Origin of the sequence: Streptomyces sp. NPDC048643, from assembly GCF_040650615.1 — a bacterium.
Classification (GTDB): domain Bacteria; phylum Actinomycetota; class Actinomycetes; order Streptomycetales; family Streptomycetaceae; genus Streptomyces.
This window is the reverse complement of the sequence record NZ_JBEZHO010000015.1, coordinates 53808-75094: the sequence shown is the minus strand read 5'-3', so window position 1 is coordinate 75094 and position 21287 is coordinate 53808. Positions and strand designations below refer to the sequence as shown.

General features: G+C 71.9%; 16 protein-coding genes. 7 read left to right on the top strand and 9 right to left on the bottom strand.

From position 1 onward, the window contains the following. Window positions 1-589: 589 nt before the first annotated feature. The 3 genes from AB0C62_RS17470 to rsmI all read right to left on the bottom strand — a co-directional run bounded on the left by AB0C62_RS17470 (window position 590) and on the right by rsmI (window position 3118). Window positions 590-1480: a TatD family hydrolase gene (locus AB0C62_RS17470; RefSeq protein ID WP_362973982.1), complete on the bottom strand. Its 891-nt coding sequence runs from the start codon at window positions 1478-1480 to the stop codon at window positions 590-592. Between the two features lie 67 nt (window positions 1481-1547). Then, on the bottom strand, window positions 1548-2021 hold the full coding sequence (locus AB0C62_RS17465; protein ID WP_362973980.1) for a hypothetical protein: 474 nt from the start codon (window positions 2019-2021) through the stop codon (window positions 1548-1550). Window positions 2022-2260: 239 nt separating this feature from the next. Continuing rightward, window positions 2261-3118, bottom strand: a complete 858-nt coding sequence (rsmI, locus tag AB0C62_RS17460) for a 16S rRNA (cytidine(1402)-2'-O)-methyltransferase (protein WP_362973978.1) — start codon at window positions 3116-3118, stop codon at window positions 2261-2263. 95 nt (window positions 3119-3213) lie between these two features. Here rsmI and AB0C62_RS17455 point away from each other — a divergent pair, with 95 nt between their 5' ends. From AB0C62_RS17455 to AB0C62_RS17435, 5 genes are all read left to right on the top strand, one after another. Continuing rightward, a complete protein-coding gene (locus AB0C62_RS17455; RefSeq protein WP_362973976.1) occupies window positions 3214-4953 on the top strand; it encodes a phospholipid carrier-dependent glycosyltransferase in 1740 nt (579 codons plus the stop codon). Between the two features lie 241 nt (window positions 4954-5194). Further along, window positions 5195-6817: a penicillin-binding transpeptidase domain-containing protein gene (locus tag AB0C62_RS17450; protein WP_362973974.1), complete on the top strand. Its 1623-nt coding sequence runs from the start codon at window positions 5195-5197 to the stop codon at window positions 6815-6817. A 104-nt stretch (window positions 6818-6921) separates the two neighbouring features. Then, the gene (locus tag AB0C62_RS17445; protein ID WP_362973972.1) at window positions 6922-8592 is read left to right on the top strand and encodes a penicillin-binding transpeptidase domain-containing protein; all 1671 of its coding nucleotides are present in this window, start codon (window positions 6922-6924) and stop codon (window positions 8590-8592) included. Between the two features lie 105 nt (window positions 8593-8697). After that, window positions 8698-9228, top strand: coding sequence for a YbaK/EbsC family protein (locus tag AB0C62_RS17440; RefSeq protein ID WP_362973970.1), 531 nt, complete (start codon window positions 8698-8700; stop codon window positions 9226-9228). Continuing rightward, window positions 9225-10070 carry a DMT family transporter gene (locus AB0C62_RS17435; protein WP_362973968.1) on the top strand — a complete coding sequence of 282 codons (846 nt, stop codon included), beginning with the start codon at window positions 9225-9227 and terminating at the stop codon, window positions 10068-10070. Before AB0C62_RS17440 ends, AB0C62_RS17435 begins: the two co-directional genes overlap by 4 nt. Before the next feature lie 186 nt (window positions 10071-10256). Here AB0C62_RS17435 and AB0C62_RS17430 read toward each other — a convergent pair whose 3' ends face one another. From AB0C62_RS17430 to AB0C62_RS17415, 4 genes are all read right to left on the bottom strand, one after another. After that, window positions 10257-11417 (bottom strand): serine hydrolase domain-containing protein, encoded by a 1161-nt coding sequence (locus AB0C62_RS17430; RefSeq protein WP_362974139.1) that lies wholly within the window; start codon window positions 11415-11417, stop codon window positions 10257-10259. Window positions 11418-11491: 74 nt separating this feature from the next. Further along, window positions 11492-12283 carry an ABC transporter ATP-binding protein gene (locus tag AB0C62_RS17425; RefSeq protein ID WP_362973966.1) on the bottom strand — a complete coding sequence of 264 codons (792 nt, stop codon included), beginning with the start codon at window positions 12281-12283 and terminating at the stop codon, window positions 11492-11494. Continuing rightward, window positions 12283-13044: a cobalt ECF transporter T component CbiQ gene (cbiQ, locus tag AB0C62_RS17420; protein ID WP_362973964.1), complete on the bottom strand. Its 762-nt coding sequence runs from the start codon at window positions 13042-13044 to the stop codon at window positions 12283-12285. Before cbiQ ends, AB0C62_RS17425 begins: the two co-directional genes overlap by 1 nt. A 1-nt stretch (window position 13045) precedes the next feature. After that, window positions 13046-14107 (bottom strand): energy-coupling factor ABC transporter permease, encoded by a 1062-nt coding sequence (locus AB0C62_RS17415; RefSeq protein WP_362973962.1) that lies wholly within the window; start codon window positions 14105-14107, stop codon window positions 13046-13048. Window positions 14108-14412: 305 nt separating this feature from the next. Here AB0C62_RS17415 and AB0C62_RS17410 point away from each other — a divergent pair, with 305 nt between their 5' ends. Beyond that, window positions 14413-14769 (top strand): SsgA family sporulation/cell division regulator, encoded by a 357-nt coding sequence (locus AB0C62_RS17410; RefSeq protein WP_164374020.1) that lies wholly within the window; start codon window positions 14413-14415, stop codon window positions 14767-14769. A gap of 4 nt (window positions 14770-14773) precedes the next feature. Here the strand turns inward: AB0C62_RS17410 and AB0C62_RS17405 are convergent, their stop codons facing one another. After that, window positions 14774-16990, bottom strand: coding sequence for an MMPL family transporter (locus AB0C62_RS17405; protein WP_362973960.1), 2217 nt, complete (start codon window positions 16988-16990; stop codon window positions 14774-14776). A gap of 159 nt (window positions 16991-17149) precedes the next feature. Then, window positions 17150-17740, bottom strand: a complete 591-nt coding sequence (locus tag AB0C62_RS17400) for a TetR/AcrR family transcriptional regulator (protein ID WP_326842997.1) — start codon at window positions 17738-17740, stop codon at window positions 17150-17152. Between the two features lie 219 nt (window positions 17741-17959). On the opposite strand from AB0C62_RS17400, the gene AB0C62_RS17395 reads away from it, so the two are divergent. Continuing rightward, window positions 17960-21232: a S41 family peptidase gene (locus AB0C62_RS17395; RefSeq protein WP_362973958.1), complete on the top strand. Its 3273-nt coding sequence runs from the start codon at window positions 17960-17962 to the stop codon at window positions 21230-21232. Window positions 21233-21287 lie beyond the last annotated feature (55 nt).

Sequence of the window (21287 nt, the reverse complement as noted above, 5' to 3'; positions counted from 1 at the left end):
GGCGGGCTCGGGAAAGTCCCGGTGAGCCCCGGGCGCGGGCGCTCCGGGCGTGTCCGGCGTCCCGTGTCCTGGCGTGCGCGCCTCGTACGCGGGGCGGTAGGTGTCGGCGTACCCGTGGCCGTACGGCTCCCAGCGCACGTACTCCACGTAGCCGGAGCCCGAACCCGCCCCGGAGCCGGAGCCCGAGTAGTCGCCGTACGCCTCGTGTGCCGCGTGGACCTCTCCGGATCCCGGTGGCGGGACTGCCCCGCCCGGCCCACCGGGCCCGCCCGCCGCGTCCCGCGCGGGGACCGGGCCGCGCGCGTGGCGTCCACCGGGCACGGCGGCCTCGGAGGGCGTGCCTGCGGTCACGGCGGCGCCGGCGGCGTCGACGACCGTGGTGGCGTCGGCGCCACCGGTGGGTCCGTACGTCTCGTACTGCTCGTACCGCGAGCTGCTCACGACGACACGCTCCAGGGGTCCGGATCGGGCGACCAGAACCTAGCGGAGCGGTCGTCACTCTCCCAAGCAACGCGGCTACGCTGTGTCGCGATACTCCCCCACCGGAGACCGGCGTCCGACCAGGGAAAACCCCCGGAGCCGTTATCGCTCAGTAATCGAATGCGCGCGCGGTGTTGGCGGAGAGCGAGGTCGCGAGGGTGTCCTCGTCGATCCCGCGCACCGCGGCCATGGCACGCACCGTGACCGGAACGAGATACGGCGCGTTGGGCCGTCCGCGGTACGGCGCGGGGGTCAGGAAGGGCGCGTCCGTCTCGACGAGGACGAGGTCGAGCGGGGCCACGGCGAGCGCGTCGCGCAGCGGCTGGGCGTTCTTGAAGGTCATGTTCCCGGCGAAGGACATGAAGTAGCCGGCGCGGGCGCAGACCTCGGCCATCGCGGCGTCACCGGAGTAGCAGTGGAAGACGGTCCGCTCGGGGGCGCCCTCCTCCTTGAGGATGCGCAGCACGTCGGCGTGGGCGTCGCGGTCGTGGATGACCAGGGCCTTGCCGTGCCGCTTGGCGATCTCGATGTGGGCGCGGAAGGAGCGCTCCTGGGCCGCCTTGCCCTCGGGGCCGGTGCGGAAGTTGTCGAGGCCGGTCTCGCCGACGCCCTTGACCTGCGGGAGGGCGGCGAGGCGGTCGATCTCCCCGAGCGCCTCGTCCAGCGCGGTGTCACCGCCCGGCCGCCGGGCGCCCTGCCGCGACCAACCGTCGGGATCGCCGTGCACGATCCGGGGCGCCTCGTTGGGGTGCAGGGCGACGGTGGCGTGCACGGCGTCGTACGCGGCCGCCGTCTCGGCCGCCCAGCGGGAGCCGTTCAGGTCGCAGCCGACCTGGACGACGGTGGTGACGCCGACGGACGCGGCCTTGGCGAGGCCCTCCTCGACCGTGCCGGACTGCATGTCGAGGTGGGTGTGCGAGTCGGCGACCGGGACGCGCAGGGGCTCGGGGAGCGGAGGCGCGGCGTTCTTGCCGGAGGCGTCGGATACGGAGGAAGGCATGCCCCGATCCTACGAAGGGGGCATGCCTTCCTTCACGTCGCGGCCGTCGCCGCTCCGGCCTGCGGGATCAGCCGGCCCTGCGGTGCTGGAACGGGTGCAGCAGGTCCGACAGGTGCCAGTGGTGCGGTTCGTTCGGCGTCGCGGAGGAGTCGCCGGAAGCGGCCCCTTCCGCTCCCTCGTCACCCTCCTGGGGTTGCCGCGGTACCGGCCGGGGCTTGGTCACGGAGTGCAGGGAAGCGCGGACGGAGGACACCTGACCGGCGCGCATGATGCGCACCACGTGGCTGTCGCAGTACAGGCAGGAAGGACGACTGAGCGGCGACGGCACGACCTGGCCGTCCGCCACGTAGGTCACGAACTCGGCGCCCTCCGCGTCGCGGTGGTGCTCGATCGCGTAGGACTGCTCCCAGCCGTGCCCGCAGCGCATGCAGGCGAAGGAATACGATTCGTGGACAACGGCCGTCGCCGCACTGCGATGCCCGGTCTGTTCGGTGACCTGACCCGCGGCGACGCCGCCGGTCCGTCCTGTGGTCTCACTCATTCCGACTGCTCCTCTTGTCCGCTGGACAAGCACCTCCGGCACCTCCATCGACGGGTTTCCCCTGGAGTCCGCCGATGCGCCGGAGGCGAGGGACGGGTGCGTCCCTTCATCCAGTGGACGCTTCTCCCGGCACGAACGCATCCGCCCTGTCGACTGTTGGAGCCGTTTTGGCCGTTCCTTGTCGGAACGGCCCCGCTACGCGGCCTGAGCTTTGCTTTTGGAGCCGGCCCTTTGCCCTTCTATGGGGCGGTTCGGGCGGCGTTCTTTGCCGCGACGACGGCATCAAAGACGTCCCGTTTGGGAATTCCGGCCTCCGCGGCGACGGCGGCGATCGCCTCCTTGCGGCGCTCCCCCGCCTCTTCGCGCACCTGCACCCTGCGCACCAGCTCGGTGGCGTCGAGTTCTTCCGCGCCCTTGTCCGGGGCACCCTCGACGACCACGGTGATCTCGCCGCGGACCCCCTCGGCGGCCCAGGCGGCGAGCTCGCCCAGCGGGCCGCGCTTGATCTCCTCGTACGTCTTGGTCAGCTCGCGGCAGACGGCGGCGCGGCGCTGGGGGCCGAGGACCTCGGCCATCGCGGCGAGGGTGTCGTCGAGACGGTGCGGGGCCTCGAAGTAGACCAGCGTCCTGCGTTCCTCGGCGACCTCCCGTAGCCGGGAGAGACGCTCACCGGCCTTCCTCGGCAGGAAGCCCTCGAAGCAGAACCGGTCGACGGGCAGCCCGGACAGGGCGAGCGCGGTGAGCACGGCGGAGGGGCCCGGTACGGCGGTGACCTTGATGTCCTTCTCCACCGCGGCCGCGACGAGCCGGTAGCCGGGGTCCGACACGGACGGCATCCCGGCGTCGGTCACCAGCAGCACCCGCGCCCCGCCGACGAGCGCCTCGACCAGCTCCGGGGTCCGGGCGGCCTCGTTCCCCTCGAAGTAGGACACGACACGGCCGGACGTCTGGACGCCGAGGGCCTGGGTGAGCCGGCGCAGCCTGCGGGTGTCCTCGGCGGCGACGACATCGGCTCCGGCCAGTTCCGCGGCGAGCCGCGGCGGCGCGTCCGAGATGTCGCCGATGGGGGTGCCTGCCAACACAAGGATTCCTGTCACGCTCCCATCCTCGCAGGGGTACCGTCCGACAAGCTCATCCGGCCGGAAGGGCCCAGGCGCGGGACTCCCACAGACGCGTTCCCTACGATGGCGCGGTGACCAGTACCGCGTCCTCCACGGACACCCGGCAGGGCCAGGCCGCCGACGATCAGCGGCCGTCGTGGCAGCGGCGGCTGCGCCGATTCGGCTACACGGCGCCGCCCCGAAGCGATGTGCGCGACCGGCTCGTACCGCCGTACCCCGAGCCACGGTCGCGGATCTGGGCCGCCCTCGGTCTGCGCCAGGAGGTCGCCGACCGCTTCCACCGCTGGTCGGGGTGGGGTGGCCCGCTTCTGGTGACCCTGTTCGCCGGGCTGCTGCGGTTCTGGCATCTGGGCAGCCCGAAGGCGGTGATATTCGACGAGACGTACTACGCCAAGGACGCCTGGGCCCTCATCCACCGCGGGTACGAGGTCAACTGGGCGAAGGACGCCAACGACCTGATCCTCCAGGGCAACGGCAACGTCCGGATCCCCAGCGACGCCGCCTATGTCGTGCACCCGCCGGTCGGCAAGTACGTCATCGGGCTCGGCGAGTGGATGTTCGGGTTCAACCCCTTCGGCTGGCGCTTCATGACGGCGCTGCTCGGCACGCTGTCGGTGCTGCTGCTGTGCCGGATCGGGCGGCGGCTGTTCCGGTCGACTTTCCTCGGCTGTCTCGCGGGAACGCTCATGGCGGTGGACGGCCTGCACTTCGTGATGAGCCGCACCTCGCTGCTCGACGGTGTGCTGATGTTCTTCGTCCTCGCGGCCTTCGGCTGCCTGGTCATCGACCGGGACAAGGCGAGGGCCCGGCTGGCCGCCGCGCTGCCCGTCGACGAGGACGGCGCGGTCCGCCCCGACGCGGACACCGCCGAGAGCACCCGCCTCGGCTGGCGGCCCTGGCGCTGGACGGCCGGCCTGATGCTGGGCCTCGCGATCGGCACGAAGTGGAACGGCCTGTACGTCCTCGCCGCGTTCTGTGTGATGGCGGTCCTGTGGGACGTGGGGTCCCGCCGGGTCGCCGGCGCCCGCCACCCGTACACGGCGGCCCTCAGGCACGACACCGGCATCACCTTCCTCGCGACGGTCCCGGTCGCGGTGGCCGTGTACCTGATCTCCTGGACCGGCTGGATCCTGTCGCCGACCGACGGCAGCGGCGGCTACTTCCGGAACTGGGCGGCGACGGACGGCAAGGGCGGCACCTGGACGCTCCTGCCCGACTGGGTCCGCAGCCTGTGGCACTACGAGCACGAGGTCTACAAGTTCCACGTCGGCCTCTCCTCGCCGCACACCTACCAGTCCAACCCGTGGAGCTGGCTCGTCCTCGGCCGCCCGGTCTCGTACTTCTACGAGTCCCCGCTGCCCGGCAAGGACGGCTGCCCCTCCGACGCGGGCGACAAGTGCGCCCGCGAGGTGCTGGCCCTCGGCACGCCCCTGCTGTGGTGGGCGGCCTGCTTCGCGATCCTCTACGTGCTGTGGCGCTGGGCGTTCCGCCTCGACTGGCGGGCGGGCGCGATCGCCTGCGGCGTCGCCGCCGGCTACCTCCCCTGGTTCATGTACCAGGAGCGCACGATCTTCTTCTTCTACGCCGTCGTCTTTGTGCCGTTCCTCTGCCTGGCCGTCACGATGATGATCGGCGCGATCCTCGGCCCCCCGGGCGCGACGGAACGCCGCCGCACGGCAGGAGCGGCGGCAGCAGGCGTCCTGGTCCTCCTGATCGCCTGGAACTTCATCTACTTCTGGCCCCTGTACACCGGCACCGCGATCCCCATCGATCAATGGAGATCGCGGATGTGGCTGGATACGTGGGTCTAGTCGGGCAACAGACCAGGAGGGCGCGGCCGGTGGCCGTGCCCTCCTGGCGTTGGCGTGGCCGGAACCAGTGCCCCGATCCCGCCGATGGATGGCGTTCACACACATAACCGCGCGCCCCGGGCTAACGATTCGGAGAAACCGCTGTCATGGCGGCCCCACCCGCATCTACAGTTCGGGGAGAGCGGCTTTTCTGAACGCGTTCAGAAGTTCGGGGAAGGGTTCACGGGGAGGGAATCGCGCGATGCGCAAGGGGGCCAAGGCTGCCGTCATCGGCAGTGTGTTCGCCGTCGTCCTGGGGGGCGCCGGGTACGGCGCGTACAACTTCGTCACCGCGGTCAGCGGGGGCACCGGGGCCGCCGGTCCCGCACCGGTGAGGACCGGGCCGCCGAGCGGATCCGAGGTCAAGGAGACCAGCCGGGCGTTCTTCACGGCCTGGGAGAAGGGCGACGCGGCGAAGGCGGCGGACTACACGAACTACGAGGCCGGCGCCGAGAGCCTGCTCGCCGGGTACAGCGGCGCCGCGCACCTGACCCACGTGCGGATCACGCCGGGCGCGACGGCCGGGGCGACCGTGCCGTTCTCCGTGAAGGCGACGGTGTCGTACGACGGGAAGAGCAAGCCTCTCGCGTACGAGTCCCGGCTGACCGTGGTGCGCGGGGAGACGACCGGCAAGGCACTGGTGGACTGGAAGCCGTCCGTCGTCCACCCGCAGCTGAAGGACGGGGACACCCTGGTCACGGGCGAGTCGGCCAGCCCGGCGATCGAGGCCGTGGACCGGAACAACGTTGTCCTGACGAAGGACAAGTACCCCTCGCTCGGGCCGATCCTGGACGCGCTGCGGGACAAGTACGGCGACAAGGCGGGCGGCACGCCCGGCATCGAGCTGGCGATCCACCACGGGACCAGCGAGACCCCCGACACCACGCTGGCCACCCTCGCCGAGGGACGTCCCGGCAAGGTCCGTACGACGCTCAGCGCGAGCGCACAGGCCGCCGCCGAGAAGGCGGTCGAGCGGTACGCGGAGTCGTCCGTGGTGGCGGTGAAGCCGAGCACCGGCGAGGTGCTGGCCGTCGCCAACCACCGCCAGGACGGCTTCAACGCGGCGTTCCTCGGCAAGCTCGCCCCCGGCTCCACGATGAAGATCATCAGCGCGGCGACCCTCATCGACAACGGCATCACCACATCGACCGGACCCGCGCCCTGCCCGCCCACGGCGACCTGGCAGAGCCAGACCTTCCACAACCTCAAGGGCATGCAGCCGCAGGAGAGCGCGACCCTGTCCGACAGCTTCTCCCGCTCGTGCAACACGGCGTTCGTGAAGTACGCGGACGAGGTGAAGGTCGACTCGCTGACGAACGAGGCCGAGCAGCGGTTCGGGCTCGGCAGGAACAACTGGAAGACCGGCATCGAGTCCTTCGACGGCTCGGTTCCCGCCTCCGGCGGCCCGGACACCGCGGCCAACATGATCGGCCAGGGCCAGGTCCAGATGAGCCCGCTCAACATGGCCTCGGTGACCGCGACCGCCATGACGGGGGCCTTCCGCCAGCCGGTCATCGTGGCCCGCTCCCTCGACGGCCGCGAACTGGCCACCGCCAAGGGCCTGTCCGGCGGTACGGTCGCGCAGCTGCGCACGATGATGAACCGCACGGCGGTCAGCGGCACCGCGGCCCAGGTGATGGCCGGACTCGGCGGCAGCGTCGGCGCCAAGACCGGCTCCGCCGAGGTCGACGGACAGACCGTCTCCAACAGCTGGTTCACCGGCTACCGGAACGACATCGCGGCCGCCGCCATGACCCAGGAGGGCGGACACGGCGGCGACGCGGCCGGTCCGATCGTCGCAGCAGTGCTACGAACGGGTGGCTGAGGTCACTTCGCACAGGGCGGGACCCTAGGGTGGGGCATCTCGTTGAGGAGCGAGAGGCGCGGGGGCGCCACAGGGCACCAGGGGACAGCGGAGGACGATCGGCCGTGGGCAAGAGAAGACGGGTCGCCGAGCGACCGAGGACGAGACAGCCCGCCGTGATCGGCGGGGTGATCGCGGTGGTCGTCGCCGGCGGAGCGTTCGGCGCCTACAGCCTGTACGGGGGCAGCGCGGCCGGGGACGACACGTCCACCGGCACCGCGCACACGACGGTGCGGACGGGTCCGCTGACGGCGACCGAGGTCCACACCGCGTCCACCGCCTTCCTCACCGCCTGGCAGAAGGGCGACGTCGCCGGGGCCGCCGCCGCCACCGACGACTCGGCCTCCGCCACGACCGCCCTGACCGGCTACGGCAAGGACGCCCACATCACCGGCGTCACCCTGACCGGCGGCAAGCGGTCGGGCGCCGACGTCCCGTTCACCGTCAAGGCCACCGTCAGCTACAAGGGCACGTCCAAGCCCCTGACGTACTCCTCGAAGCTGACCGTCGTACGGCGGGCCAAGGACGGTGCCGCTCTGGTCGGCTGGAAGCCGTCCGTCGTCCACCCGGACCTCCAGGACGGCGACCGGCTCGTCACCGGCGCGTCGGGGACGCCTCCCGTCACCGCCCTCGACCGCGACGGCGGGGAACTGACCACCGCCAAGTTCCCGTCCCTGGGCACCGTCCTCGACGGGCTGCGCGAGAAGTTCGGCAAGACGGCCGGCGGCAAGGCCGGCATCGAGCTGCGCGTGGTCCGCAAGGCCGCGAAGAAGGGCGCCCAGAAGACGCCCGACAAGACGCTCGTGACGCTCAGCGAGGGCACGCCCGGCAAGGTGACGACGACCCTCGACCCGGCCCTCCAGGCGGAGGCCGAACGCCGGGTCGCCGCCAAGGAGAAGGCGTCGGTGGTCCTGCTGCGCCCCTCGACCGGCGAGATCCTCGCCGTCGCCAACACCTCCCATGGCTTCAACACCGCCTTCCAGGGCTCCCTCGCGCCCGGCTCCACCATGAAGGTCATCACCGCCTCGCTGCTCTTCGACAAGGGCCTGGCCTCCGCGGACAAGCCGCACCCCTGCCCCAAGACGGCGACGTACGGCGGCTGGAAGTTCCACAACGACGACGACTTCGAGATCAAGGACGGCACGTTCAAGGCGAGCTTCGCGCGGTCCTGCAACACCGCCTTCATCACCCAGGCGAAGAAGCTCGAGAACGACGACCTGACGAAGCAGGCCCAGCAGGTCTTCGGGCTGAGCATGAACAACTGGGCCGTCGGCGTCCCGTCGTTCGACGGTTCGGTGCCGGTGCAGAGCGCGGCGCAGATGGCGGCGTCCCTGATGGGCCAGGGCGGTGTCCGGATGAACCCGCTGAACATGGCGTCCATCGCCGCCACGGTCAGGACGGGCACCTTCCACCAGCCGTACCTGGTCTCCCCTACGGTCGACCACCGCACCCTGGCCAAGGCCTCCCGCACCCTGTCGGCGTCCACGCTCTCCCAGCTCCGCGAGGTCATGCAGTACACCGCCGCCGCGGGCACCGCCGCCGAGGCCATGTCCGGCCTCGGCCCCGACTACGGCGCCAAGACCGGCTCCGCCGAGGTCGACAACCAGAAGCAGCCGAACGGCTGGTTCACCGCGTGGAAGGGCGACCTCGCGGGCGCGGGCGTCGTCCAGCAGGGCGGCCACGGCGGCGACACGGCCGGCCCGATCGTCGCGGCACTGCTGAAGGCGGGCAGCTAGGTCACGCAGCTGAGGGGCGCCCTTGCCGAGGGCGCCCCTCAGGCGTTCCCGGCCCGACGGGAACCCGGTCGCGTGCCGCGTACACCGACCGCTAGCGTGCTGCGCATGACCGCCACCGATGAGAACGCCGCGGGATCCGCATCCCGTGGTGAGGACACCGTCCACCCCCGGTTCGCCGAAGCGCTGCGGGAGTTGGGGCTCGACGAGCTGACCGGACAGGTCCGGCGCTTCCCGGACGCCACCCGTACCGCCGCCGAGGCCGCCGCCGCGATCGGCTGCGACCTGAGCCAGATCTGCAAGTCCCTGATCTTCGCGGCGGACGGCGTCCCCGTGCTCGTGCTGATGGACGGCGCCTCCCGGGTCGACATGGAGCGCGTGCGGGAGGCGCTGGGCGCCGAGAAGGTCACCCGGGCCCGCGCGGACCTCGTACGGGAGACGACGGGGTACGCGATCGGCGGGGTGCCGCCCTTCGGGCACCGGACGAAGACCCGTGTCCTCGCGGACCGTTCACTGCTCGACCACGCCACCGTGTGGGCCGCCGCGGGCACCCCGTACACCGTCTTCCCGATGGACCCCGAGAGCCTGGTCGCGCACGCGGGCGGCACGCTGGTGGACGTGCGCGAGCGCACCGAATGACACCGCTCGTCACCGCGGCGGTGCTGCTCGCCGCCGTCACGCACGCGTGCTGGAACGCGATCGCGCACCGCATCACCGACAAGCTCGTCGGCTTCACGCTGATCGCCGGCGGGGGCATGCTGATCGGCCTGGTCATGGTGCCGTTCGTGGCGTTCCCGGCGTCCGGGGCCTGGCCGTACCTGATCGCCTCCGCCGTCATCCACGTCGCGTACTACGTCCTGCTGATGCGCTCCTTCCGCCTCGGGGACTTCGGGCAGGCGTATCCGATCGCGCGCGGCACCGCGCCCCTGATCGTCACCGTGCTCGCGGCGGTCTTCGCGCACGAGGTGCCCGACGGGTGGGCGGCCTCCGGCGTCGCCCTGTCCTGCGCGGGGCTGACCGGCGTCGCGCTGTGGGGGCTGCGCGGCCGGCGCCCCGACTGGGCGGCGATCGGCGCGGCCCTCGCGACGGGCGTGTCGATCGCCGCGTACACGGTCGTCGACGGTCTGGGCGTCCGGGCCTCCGGCAGTTCCCTCGGGTACATCGCCTGGCTGATGGCGGTCGAGGGGGTCGTGATCCCGGCGTTCGCGATCCACCGCTGGCGCGGCGACACCGTGGCGGTGCTGAAGCCGGTCGCCGCGGTCGGGTTCCTCGGCGCGGCCCTTTCGGTCGCGGCGTACGGGCTGGTCCTGTGGGCCCAGACACGCGCCGAACTGGCGCCGATCGCGGCCCTGCGGGAGTCGTCGATCATCGTCGGCGCGGCCATCGGCGCGGTGTTCTTCAAGGAGCGGTTCGGGGCACCCCGGATCGCCGCGGCCGGCCTCCTGGTCGTCGGCATCGGCCTGATGCTGCACACCGGATAGCGGTCGCGGGAACGCCGGTTGTCGGTGGCCGCGGCCAGGGTTCGGCACCGAGGCCGGACGGAGACGCCCCCGCGCGGGGCCCGCGGCTCAGGGGGGTGGGTACCGGTGACGCCCCGGAAGCCACCTCGGGCGTGAAGGAGGTCCAGCCGCCCCCCACCCCCCGCCTCCGGCCGCCGCTCACCGGGTCTACGCGTCGACGGCCGCCCGCACCGCCCGTACCAGCGCCTGTGCCCGTGCGTCCGCCGTCACGCTCGTGCGGAAGCCGTTGGTGACGTAGCCGAAGGCGATGCCCGACTCCGGGTCGGCGAAGCCGAGGGCCCCGCCGCGGCCGGGGTGGCCGAACGAGTCCGGGGAGAGCAGCGGCGAGGCGGGGCCGTGGAGCATGTAGCCGAGGCCGAAGCGGGTGTTGACCACGAGGACCCGGTCGGGTCCGGCCGAGTGCTCGGCCCGCGCGTCCGCCGCCGTCTCCGGTGAGAACAGGCGGACGCCGTCCACCTCGCCGATCAGCGCGGCGTAGAAGCGGGCCAGGCCGTCGGCGGTGGCGATGCCGTTCGAGGCGGGCAGGACGGCGGCGCGGTAGGCGGGGTCGTTCTCGTCGGGCATCGGGGTGATCGCGGCGAAGGCGCGGCGGGTGACGCTGTCCGGGTCGGCGTAGGCCTCCACGACCGCGCGCTTGGGACGGGTCCGCAGGCCGCCGGGGGCGGGCGGTGCCTCGACCTGGGCGACCCGGCCCACCCGGCCGGCCTGCTCCGGCGGAAGCCCGACCCACAGGTCCAGGTCCAGCGGCCGGGCGATCTCCTCGGCGATCCACGCGCCGATCGTGCGCCCGGTGATCCGCCGGACCAGCTCGCCCGTCAGCCAGCTGTACGTCTGCGCGTGGTACCCGTGGTCGGTGCCCGGTTGCCAGACCGGTGTCTGCGCGGCCACGGCCGCCGCCGCGATGTCGGGGTCGGCGGCCTCGGCGGGGGTGAGCGGCCGGTCGAGGACCGGTACGCCGGCGCGGTGCGCGAGGAGGTGCCGGACCCGGGTGTGCTCCTTGCCGCGCGCCTTGTACGCGGGCCAGTAGGAGGCGACGGGTGCGTCGAGGTCGAGGAGGCCGCGCTGGGCGAGCAGCAGGACGACGGCGGCGGCGACCCCCTTCGTCGCGGAGCGCACGATCTGCGCGGTGCCGTGCTGCCAGGGCTCGGTGCCGTCGACGTCCCGGGTGCCGCCCCACAGGTCGACGACCTTGCGCCCGTCGCGGTACACGGTGACGGCGGCGCCCCGGTCCCCGAGGGCCGCGAAGTTGCGGGCGAACGCCTCCCTGACCGGTTCGAATCCCGCGGCCACGGTGCCGTTCACGTCCACGGGCCCGTCCGCGCCGGCCGTCGCCGGGGTCGCGGTGTACGGCCCGGCCGGCGGTCCGGCGTCCTCTTGTCTCGTCACGCTCCCATTGTCACGGAGCGCGGATCGAAGCCGAAGGGCAGCTCCAGGCGGTGCGTGCGCATCAGCGCGTCGTCGGAGAGCAGCTCGCCGGTCCGGCCGTCGGCGACGATCACGCCGTCGCTGAGGACGAGGGCGCGCGGGCACAGTTCGAGGGCGTACGGCAGGTCGTGGGTGACCATGAGGACGGTGACGTCCAACGAGCGGAGGATGTCGGCGAGTTCGCGCCGGGACGCGGGGTCGAGGTTGGAGGAGGGCTCGTCGAGGACGAGGATCTCCGGTTCCATCGCGAGCACCGTCGCGACGGCGACCCGGCGGCGCTGTCCGAAGGACAGATGGTGCGGCGGGCGGTCGGCGAAAGCCTCCATGCCGACGCGCTCCAGGGCGGTGCGGACGCGTTCCTCCAGCTCGGCGCCCTTCACTCCCGCGGCGGCCGGTCCGAAGGCGACGTCCTCGCGGACGGTCGGCATGAACAGCTGGTCGTCCGGGTCCTGGAAGACGATGCCGACCCGGCGCCGGATCTCCGCCATGTGCCGTTTGCCGACCGGGAGTCCGGCGACGTGCACCGTTCCGGCGCCACCGGTCAGGATGCCGTTGAGGTGCAGGACGAGGGTGGTCTTTCCCGCGCCGTTGGGACCGAGCAGCGCGACGCGCTCGCCGCGCCCCACGGTGAAGTCCACGCCGAAGAGGGCCTGGTGCCCGTCGGGGTAGGCGAAGGCGAGGCCGGAGACCTCCAGGGAGGCGGGCACGGCGTCGCCGGCGGGGGGCGGCGCGGGGGTTTCGGCAGACATCACAGCGTCCATCCCAGCACACAGACGACGAGGGCGGCGCACGGGAGGGCGAGGGCGTACGACCACTGCGCCCGGGACGCGGTCACCTCGTCGATGACGGGCATGGTTCCGGCGTAACCGCGGCTCACCATGGCGAGGTGGACGCGCTCTCCGCGTTCGTAGGAGCGGATGAACAGCGCGCCCGCCGACTTGGCGAGGACGCCCCAGTGCCGGATCCCGCTCGCCTCGAAGCCGCGGGACTGCCGCGCGATGCGCATGCGCCGCATCTCGTCGGTGATGACGTCGCCGTAGCGGATCATGAAGGAGGCGATCTGCACGAGGAGCGGCGGGAGCTTCAGGCGCTGCAGGCCGAGGAGCAGTTCGCGCAGTTCGGTGGTGGAGGCGAGGAGTACGGAGGCGGCGACGCCGAGGGTGCCCTTGGCGAGGACGTTCCAGGCGCCCCAGAGCCCGTTGACGCTCAGGGACAGGCCGAGGACGTGCACCCGCTCGCCCTCGGCGACGAACGGCATGAGCACGGCGAAGGCCACGAACGGGATCTCGATCAGCAGTCGCTTCAGCAGCACGCCGGCCGGTACGCGGGCCCGCTGGGCGACCGCGGCGAGCAGCAGGGCGTACAGCGCGAACGCCCACATCGCCTCGCGGGGCGTGGAGACGACCACGATCACGAAGGCGAGGGTGGCCGCGAGTTTGGTGTGCGGCGGCAGGCCGTGCACGGGCGAGTGCCCGTGCCGGTAGAGCTTGTGAGTGTGACCCGCCCCCACGTCAGACGCCTTCCGGCACGGACGTGGGCGAGCTGTCGGTCGTACGGCGCCTGCGGATCGCCCAGAAGACGCCGGTCCCGGCGACGACCGTGACGCCGACGCCGATCACTCCGGCCAGGCCGCCGGAGACGCGGGCGTCGGAGACGTCCTTGACGCCGTATCCGGCGAGCGGCGAGGAGTCCTCCGTGGCGTGCTTCTCGGTCTTCGCGTCGATGCCCTTGTCCTTGGCGACCTTCTCCAGGCCGTCGGGGCTGGCGGAGGCGTAGAAGCTGACGAACCCGGCGAGGACGAGGGAGGTGACCAGCCCGGTGATCCAGACCTTGCGGTGCGAGGAGCGGGCGGCGACGGGGACCCGGGCGGGAGTGGCGGCGGGCGTGTCGACGAGTTCGCCGTTGACCCGCAGCTTGAGCCGCTGCTGGAGGCCGCGGGCGCCGTACACGAGGTCGGGGCGTACGGCGATGACGGCGCCGACGGTGAGCGCGGTGATGACGGCCTCGCCGATGCCGATGAGGACGTGGACGCCGATCATCGCGGTGGCGACCTTGGTGATCGCGATGTCGGTGGTGCCGCCGACGGCGTAGATGAGGGTGAACGCGACGGCGGCGGCCGGGACGGACAGCAGCGCGGCGACGAAGGACGCGACGGTGATCGAGCGCCGCGTGCGGGGCAGCACCTTCACCAGGCCGCGGAAGAGGGCGTAGGAGACGACGGTGGTGACGATCGCCATGTCGGTGATGTTCACGCCGAGGGCGGTCAGGCCGCCGTCGGCGAAGAGGATGCCCTGCATGAGCAGGACGACGGAGACGCACAGGACCCCTGTGTAGGGGCCGACGAGGATCGCGGCGAGCGCACCGCCGAGCAGATGTCCGCTGGTCCCGGCGGCTACGGGGAAGTTCAGCATCTGTACGGCGAAGATGAAGGCGGCGACCAGGCCGGCGAGCGGCGCGGTCCGCTCGTCGAGTTCGCGTCGGGCGCCTCGCAGGCTGACGGCGATGGCGCCGGCGGCGACCACTCCCGTGACAGCGGAGACAGGGACGTTGATGAATCCGTCAGGCACATGCACCGTTCGATGATAGTGCCCACTTGCGAACTACTTGCAAGAGCGAGGAACCCTCGAATAGTCGCCGGCTGCCCGGCTCCGCCCTCCTCACCGCCCGGCTCCGCCCTCCTCACCGGCGGGCGTGACCAGTGCCTCACGGTGTTCCGTACATGCGCTCGCCGTGACCGGGAAGACGGAGGGGAACGACACGACGCACATGAAGGAGGGGTCGCGGGCAGCCGGAGAGCGGTTTCCGTGAGATGTGCGACATTGGAATGGTGACGGATTCACACATTCCGCACAGGTTACGCAGCGTGAGGAGTCGGTTCATGTACGCCGTCGAACAGTACGCACGCGCTCACATCGTCACCGACACGGCCGACTCCGCCGAGGACGAACACCGGGCCGTCCCGGTGGCCCTCCGCTACGACCCGGAGAGCGACCCCCCGCAGGTGCACATCACCCTGCCGGGCCCCAAGGAATGGGTCTTCGCCCGTGAACTCCTGGAGCAGGGCCTGCGGGTCCCCGCCAGCAGCGGCGACGTCCGCGTCTGGCCGTGCGGTCGGGTGCAGGCGGTCCTGGAGTTCCACTCGCCGAAAGGGGTGGCGGTCGTGCAGCTCGACGCGAAAGCCCTGATCCGCTTCCTTCGTCGCACGTACACGGCCGCCACCCCGGTGGCTCACTGACGGATCAGACGCGGGCCAGTTCCCGGTCCTCGTCGCCGTCGCGGCGCTTCTCGTCGAGGGCGCGCAGGCCCTCGCCCTCCACGTCCACGTTCGGCAGCGCGCGGTCCAGCCACTTCGGCAGCCACCAGGCGCGCTTGCCGAGCAGGGCGAGCACCGCCGGGACGATGGCCATGCGGACCACGAACGCGTCGAAGAAGACGGCGATCGCGAGGCCGAAGCCGATCATCTTGATCATCGACTCGCTGGAGCCGATGAACCCGGAGAACACGGCGATCATGATGACCGCGGCCGCCGTGACGACCCGCGCGCCGTGCTTGAACCCGGTCACGATCGCCTGGCTCGGCTTCTCGCCGTGCACGTACGCCTCGCGCATGCGGGTCACGAGGAACACCTCGTAGTCCATGGCCAGACCGAAGACGACACCCACCATGAAGATCGGCATCATCGACATGATCGGGCCGGTCTCCTCGACGCCCATCAGGTTGGCCAGCCAGCCCCACTGGAAGACCGCGACGACCGCGCCGAGGGCCGCCATCACGCTGAGCAGGAAGCCGAGGGCCGCCTTCAGCGGGACGAGGATCGAGCGGAACACCACGATCAGCAGCAGGAACGCGAGACCGACGACGAGCGCGAGATACGGGATCAGCGCGTCGTTGAGCTTCTGCGAGAAGTCGATGTTCATGGCCGTGGAGCCGGTGACGAGCACCGTGGCGTCCGTGTCGGCCTTGATCTCACCGCCGGCGCCGCGGATGGCGTGCACCAGGTCCTCGGTCTTGACGGAGGACGGCTTCGAGTCGGGGACCACCGTGATCATCGCGGTGTCGCCGGACTTGTTGGGCACCGCGGGCGACACGCTGACGACGCCCTTGAGGCCCTTGATCTCGTCGGTGACCTCGGTGAACGCGGCCTTGGGGGCGTCGCTCGCCTTGGCGTCGACGACGACCATCAGCGGGCCGTTGAAGCCGGGCCCGAAGCCGTCCGACAGCAGGTCGTAGGCACGGCGCTGTGTGGTGGACGTCGGCTGCGAACCGTCGTCGGGCAGGCCCAGTTCGAGGGAGGTCGCCGGGAGGGCCGCCGCGCCGAGGCCGATCACGCCGAGCAGCAGCACGGCGAGCGGGCGACGGACGACGAAACTCGCCCAGCGGGTGCCCATGTTGGGCTTGCCCTCCTTCTTGGCGGCGCGCCCGCCGCCGAGGAGCCTGCTCTTCTTGCCGGCCGGCTGGACCCTGCGGCCCGCGTAGCCGAGCAGCGCGGGGATCATGGTCAGCGCGATGAGGACGGCGATGGCGACGGTGCCCGCGGCGGCGACGCCCATCTTCGTGAGCATCGGGATGTTGACGACCGACAGGCCCACCAGGGCGATGACGACGGTCAGGCCCGCGAAGACCACGGCGGAGCCCGCGGTGCCGACGGCCCGTCCGGCCGCCTCCTCGCGTTCTCGGCCCTCGGCCAGTTCCGCCCGGTAGCGGGAGACGATGAACAGGGCGTAGTCGATGCCGACCGCGAGGCCGATCATCATCGCGAGGGTGGAGGTGGTGGAGCCGAGGTCGAGGGCGCTGGCGAGGGCCGTGATCGTCGAGACGCCGATGCCGACACCGATCAGCGCGGTGAGCAGCGGCAGTCCGGCCGCGATCAGTGAGCCGAAGGTGATGACGAGGACGACCGCGGCGATCGCGATGCCGATGACCTCGGTGGACCCGGTCTCGGGTGTCGCCTGGAGCGCGTCACCGCCGACCTCGACGGTCAGCCCGGCGTCCCGCGCGTCCTGCGCCGCCGACTCGAGGGCGTCCTTCGAGGCGTCCTCCAGCTCCATGCCGGAGACCTTGTACTTCACCGAGGCATAGGCGATCGACCCGTCCTTGCTGACGGTGTGCGCCTTGAACGGGTCGTCGACGGAGGTGACCTCGGAGCCGGTGCCGAGCACCTTGACGGCCTTCTCGACGGTCGCCTTGTTGTCGTGGTCCGCGACCTTCTCGCCGTCGGGGGCCTTGAAGACGACGCGGGCGGTCGCTCCGTCGGCGCTCATCCCGGGGAAGCGGTTCTCCAGCAGGTCGAAGGCCTTCTGCGCCTCGGTGCCGGGGATCGAGAAGGAGGATGCCCCGGCGACGGGCGCGGAGGCCGCGCCGACACCGGCGAGGGTCAGCAGCGCCACCCACATCAGGGCGACGAAGTGCCGTCGCCGGAAGGCGAATCGGCCGAGTTTGTAGAGGAACGTGGCCACGAGGGCGAACTCCCGGTCAGGTCGTGGGATGGCAGGGGCTGGTGTGACCACCCGAGTGGGGGCAGGGGTGATCAGCCCGACGACGTGAGCGGCGCGTCAGGTGCAACTACAGGGGCTTGGAGAGGGTGAGGAAGGTGAAGGGGGTGGAGGGCCGAGGGATCAGGCGCCGAGAGCGGGGAGGACCACGGCGTCGATGTACGAATGCAGGAAGGCCTGCGTCGGCGGGAGTTCGTCGATCATGGTGCGAGCCGCGAAGCCGCCGATCAGCATGTGCATCACGAACTGCATCGCGGGGTTGTCCGCACGGATCTCACCTCGGTCGACGCCGCGCTGGAGCACCAGGCGCAGCTCTTCCATCTCCGGCTCGACCAGCCATTCCCGGAACGCCTTCAGCAGATCCGGGTTCCCGTGCGCCGCCATGGCCAGCCCCCGCATCAGCGCGGAGTCCTGCTCCATCTGGCAGTCGTCCTGCCGGGCGGCGAGTGCCAGGAAGTCGCCCCGCAGGCTTCCCGTGTCCATGTCGGAGAACTTCAGCGGCTTGTGGTGCCGCAGCGCTTTCACGACGAGCTCGGCCTTGCCGCCCCACTGGCGGTAGAGGGTGGCCTTGCTGGCACGGGTACGGGCGGCGACGGCGTCCATCGTGAGGGCGTCGTAGCCGACTTCCCGAAGCAGGTCGAGCACGGCCGTGTACAGCTCGGCCTCGCGCTCGGGCGTGATCCGACTGCGACGCACCGTTGCGGCCTCAGTCATCCCGGTCACCTCTGCTTCGTACGACACGGATTCGTATGTCTCCGAAGATACCCCCGACGTCAACGAAACGAAACCGTTTCGTACGTGGGCTGAGTCACGCCCGCACCGGGAACCGGACGGCCGAAGCGAGGAAACGGCCGGCCTGCGGGGAGTGGAACGGCGCCGGATTCCCCCGTTCCACAAGTTGCCGGGGCCTCTCCGGCGGAAAAGCATGGGGAGGTGAGCGACGAGCACGAGAACGCGACCACGGACGAGCACTCCCCCGGCTACCTGCGCTTCCCGCACCTGAGCGGGGACCGGCTCTGCTTCGTCACCGAGGACGACCTGTGGGTCGCCCCGCTCGACGGCCGCGGGCGCGCCTGGCGGCTCACCGTCGACCGCACCAAGGTCGGCCACCCCCGCTTCTCGCCGGACCGCCGGACCATCGCCTACACGAGCTGGCGCAGCCTCGTCCCGGAGATCCACCTGGCACCGGTCGACGGCGGTCCCGGCCGCCGGCTCACCTACTGGGGCAGCGCGGACACCCAGGTCTGCGGCTGGTCCCCCGACGGCGACATCCTCGCCGTCGCCTCGCACGGACAGCCCTTCTCGTACTTCACCTGGGCCCACAGCGTCCCCACCGACGGCGACCCCGGCGGCAAGCTGCCCTGGGGGCCCGTCTCGGACATCGCCGTCGCCGACATCGACGGCGAGCGCAGGACGCTGCTGCTCACCGGTACGCCCCCGCACGAACCCGCCGTCTGGAAGCGCTACCGGGGCGGCGCCATGGGCCGCATCTGGCTGCACGGCCGGCAGCTCGTCGCCGACATCGGGGGCCACCTCGACTGCCCGATGTTCGTCGGCGGACGGATCGCGTTCCTCTCCGACCACGAGGGCGTCGGCAACCTCTACTCCTGCGCCCACGACGGCTCCGACCTGCGCCGGCACACCGACCACGACGCCTTCTACGCCCGGCACGCCGCGTCGGACGGCACCCGCGTCGTCTACCAGTGCGCGGGCGACCTGTGGATCGTCGACGACCTCTCCCCCACGTCGGTCCCGCGCCGCCTCGACGTCCGGCTCGGCGGCCCGCGCGCGGGACGGCGCCCCTACCAGGTGCCGGCCGCCCAGCACGTGGACGGCATCTCCGTCGACGAGACGGGCCGGGCCAGCGCCGTCGTCGTCCGCGGCAGCCTGTACTGGCTCACCCACCGCGACGGCCCCGCGCGCACCATCGCGGACACCCCCGGCGTCCGCGTCCGGCTCCCGGAGATGCTCGGCTCGGGCGGCCAGGTCGCCTACGTCACCGACGCGGAGGGCGAGGACGCCGTCGAGATCGCCTACCTGCCGCGCGCGACCGGCGACCGCGCACCGCGCCGCCTCGCCTCCGGGGAACTCGGCCGAGTCCTGGAACTGGTCTCGGACCCGCAGGGCGAGCGCCTCGCCGTCGCCTCGAACGACGGACGGCTGCTCCTGCTGGACGCGACGGAGGAGTCCACCGGCGAGGTGACCGAGCTGATCCGGTCCATCAACGGCCCGGTCACCGACCTCGCGTTCTCCCCGGACGGCGCCTGGCTGACCTGGTCGCATCCCGGGATCGGCCGCTCCCTGCGGCAGATCAAGATGGCCCGCATCAAGGACCGCCTGGTCGTCGACGTCACCAACGGCCGCTTCGAGGACGAGAACCCCGTGTTCACCCGGGACGGCCGCTACCTCGCCTTCCTGTCCTGGCGCGGCTTCGACCCCGTCTACGACGTGCACACCGGCGACCTGTCCTTCCCGCTCGGCTGCCGCCCCTACCTCGTCCCCCTGTCCTCCGCCACCCCCTCCCCGTTCGCCCTGAACCCGGACGGGCGGCCGGTCGCCGGGGGCCTCGACCCCGTCGAGGAGGAGTCGGACGACGGCACGGCGGCGACCGTCGAACTCGAAGGCCTGGAGAGCCGGGTGACCCCCTTCCCGGTCACCGCCTCCAAGTACTCGGCGCTGTACCCGGTCGCGGGCGGCGGTCTGGTCTGGCTGCGCTGGCCGATCTCCGGCGCGCTCGGCGAGACCTTCGCCAACCCGGACGACACGACCGGCCGTCCCACCCTGGAGTTCTTCAACATCACCAAGGCCAAGAAGTCCGAACTCGTCGACCACCTCGACTGGTTCGCCGTCAGTGGCGACGGCTCCCGGCTCGTCGTCGTCGACGAGGGCGACCTGCGCGCCGTCCCCGCCACCGAGTCCGGCGACAGCGACTCCACCGTCTGGATCGACCTGCGCCGCATCCTGCACGAGGTCGACCCGCCCGCCGAGTGGCGCCAGGCCTACGACGAGGCCGGCCGCATCACCCGCGCCTACTTCTGGGACCCGGACATGTGCGGCATCGACTGGGACGCGGTGCTCGCGCAGTACCGCCCGCTGGTCGAACGGGTCGCCTCCCCCGACGAGTTCGCCGACCTGCTGCGCGAGGTCCTCGGCGAACTGGGCACCTCGCACGCCTACGTCAGCGCCGCCCGCCGCAACGAGGGCCCCGCCCACTACCAGCGCTGGCAGGGCCTGTTGGGCGCCAACCTCGTCCGCCGCGACGGGAACTGGATGCTCAAGCGGATCCTGCCCGGCGACTCCTCCGACTCCAAGGCGCGCTCCCCGCTGGCGGGCACCGGCATCCGCGTGGGCGCCGTTCTCACCCACGTCGACGGACGCCCGGTGGACCCGGTCACCGGCCCCTACCCCCTGCTCGCCGGCGCGGGCGGCACCACCGTGGAACTGACCTTCCGGCCGGCCGAGGGCGAGGGCCGCTCCCGCCGGGTCGCGGTGGTCCCGCTGATCGACGAACGCCCGCTGCGCTACCAGGACTGGGTGGCCAAACGCCGCCAGGTGGTGCGGGAGTTGAGCGGCGGCCACTGCGGCTATCTGCACATCCCGGACCTCGGCGGCTCGGGCTGGGCCCAGTTCAACCGCGACCTGCGGATGGAGGTCTCCCGCCCGGCCCTCATCATCGACGTGCGGGGCAACGCGGGCGGCCACATCAGCGAGCTGGTCGTCGAGAAACTGACCCGCACCATCCTCGGCTGGGACCTCACCCGCAACGCCCAGCCCGTCTCGTACGCCTCCAACGCCCCCCGCGGCCCGATCGTGGCCCTCGCCGACGAGGCGACCTCCTCCGACGGCGACATGATCACCGCCGCGTTCAAACTGCTGAAGCTCGGCCCCGTGGTGGGGCAGCGGACCTGGGGCGGTGTCGTCGGCATGACCGGCCGGCACCGGCTCGGCGACGGCACCGTCATCACGGTGCCGATGAACGCCGCCTGGTTCGACGCCTACGGCTGGTCCGTCGAGAACCACGGCGTCGCCCCCGACCTGGAGATCCTGCGCACCCCGCTCGACTGGGCGGAGGGCCGCCACGCCCAGCTCGACGACGCCATCCAGCTCTCCCTGGACCTGCTGCGCAGCCAGCCGGCCGCGTCCCCGCCGGACTACTCGAACGTCCCGGACCGGACGCGCCCGCAGCTCCCTCCGCGCCCGGACTGACAGCGCCGACAGCGCCCGTTCCGACGGCAGCCGGCGGGCCGACAGCAGAGCGGGG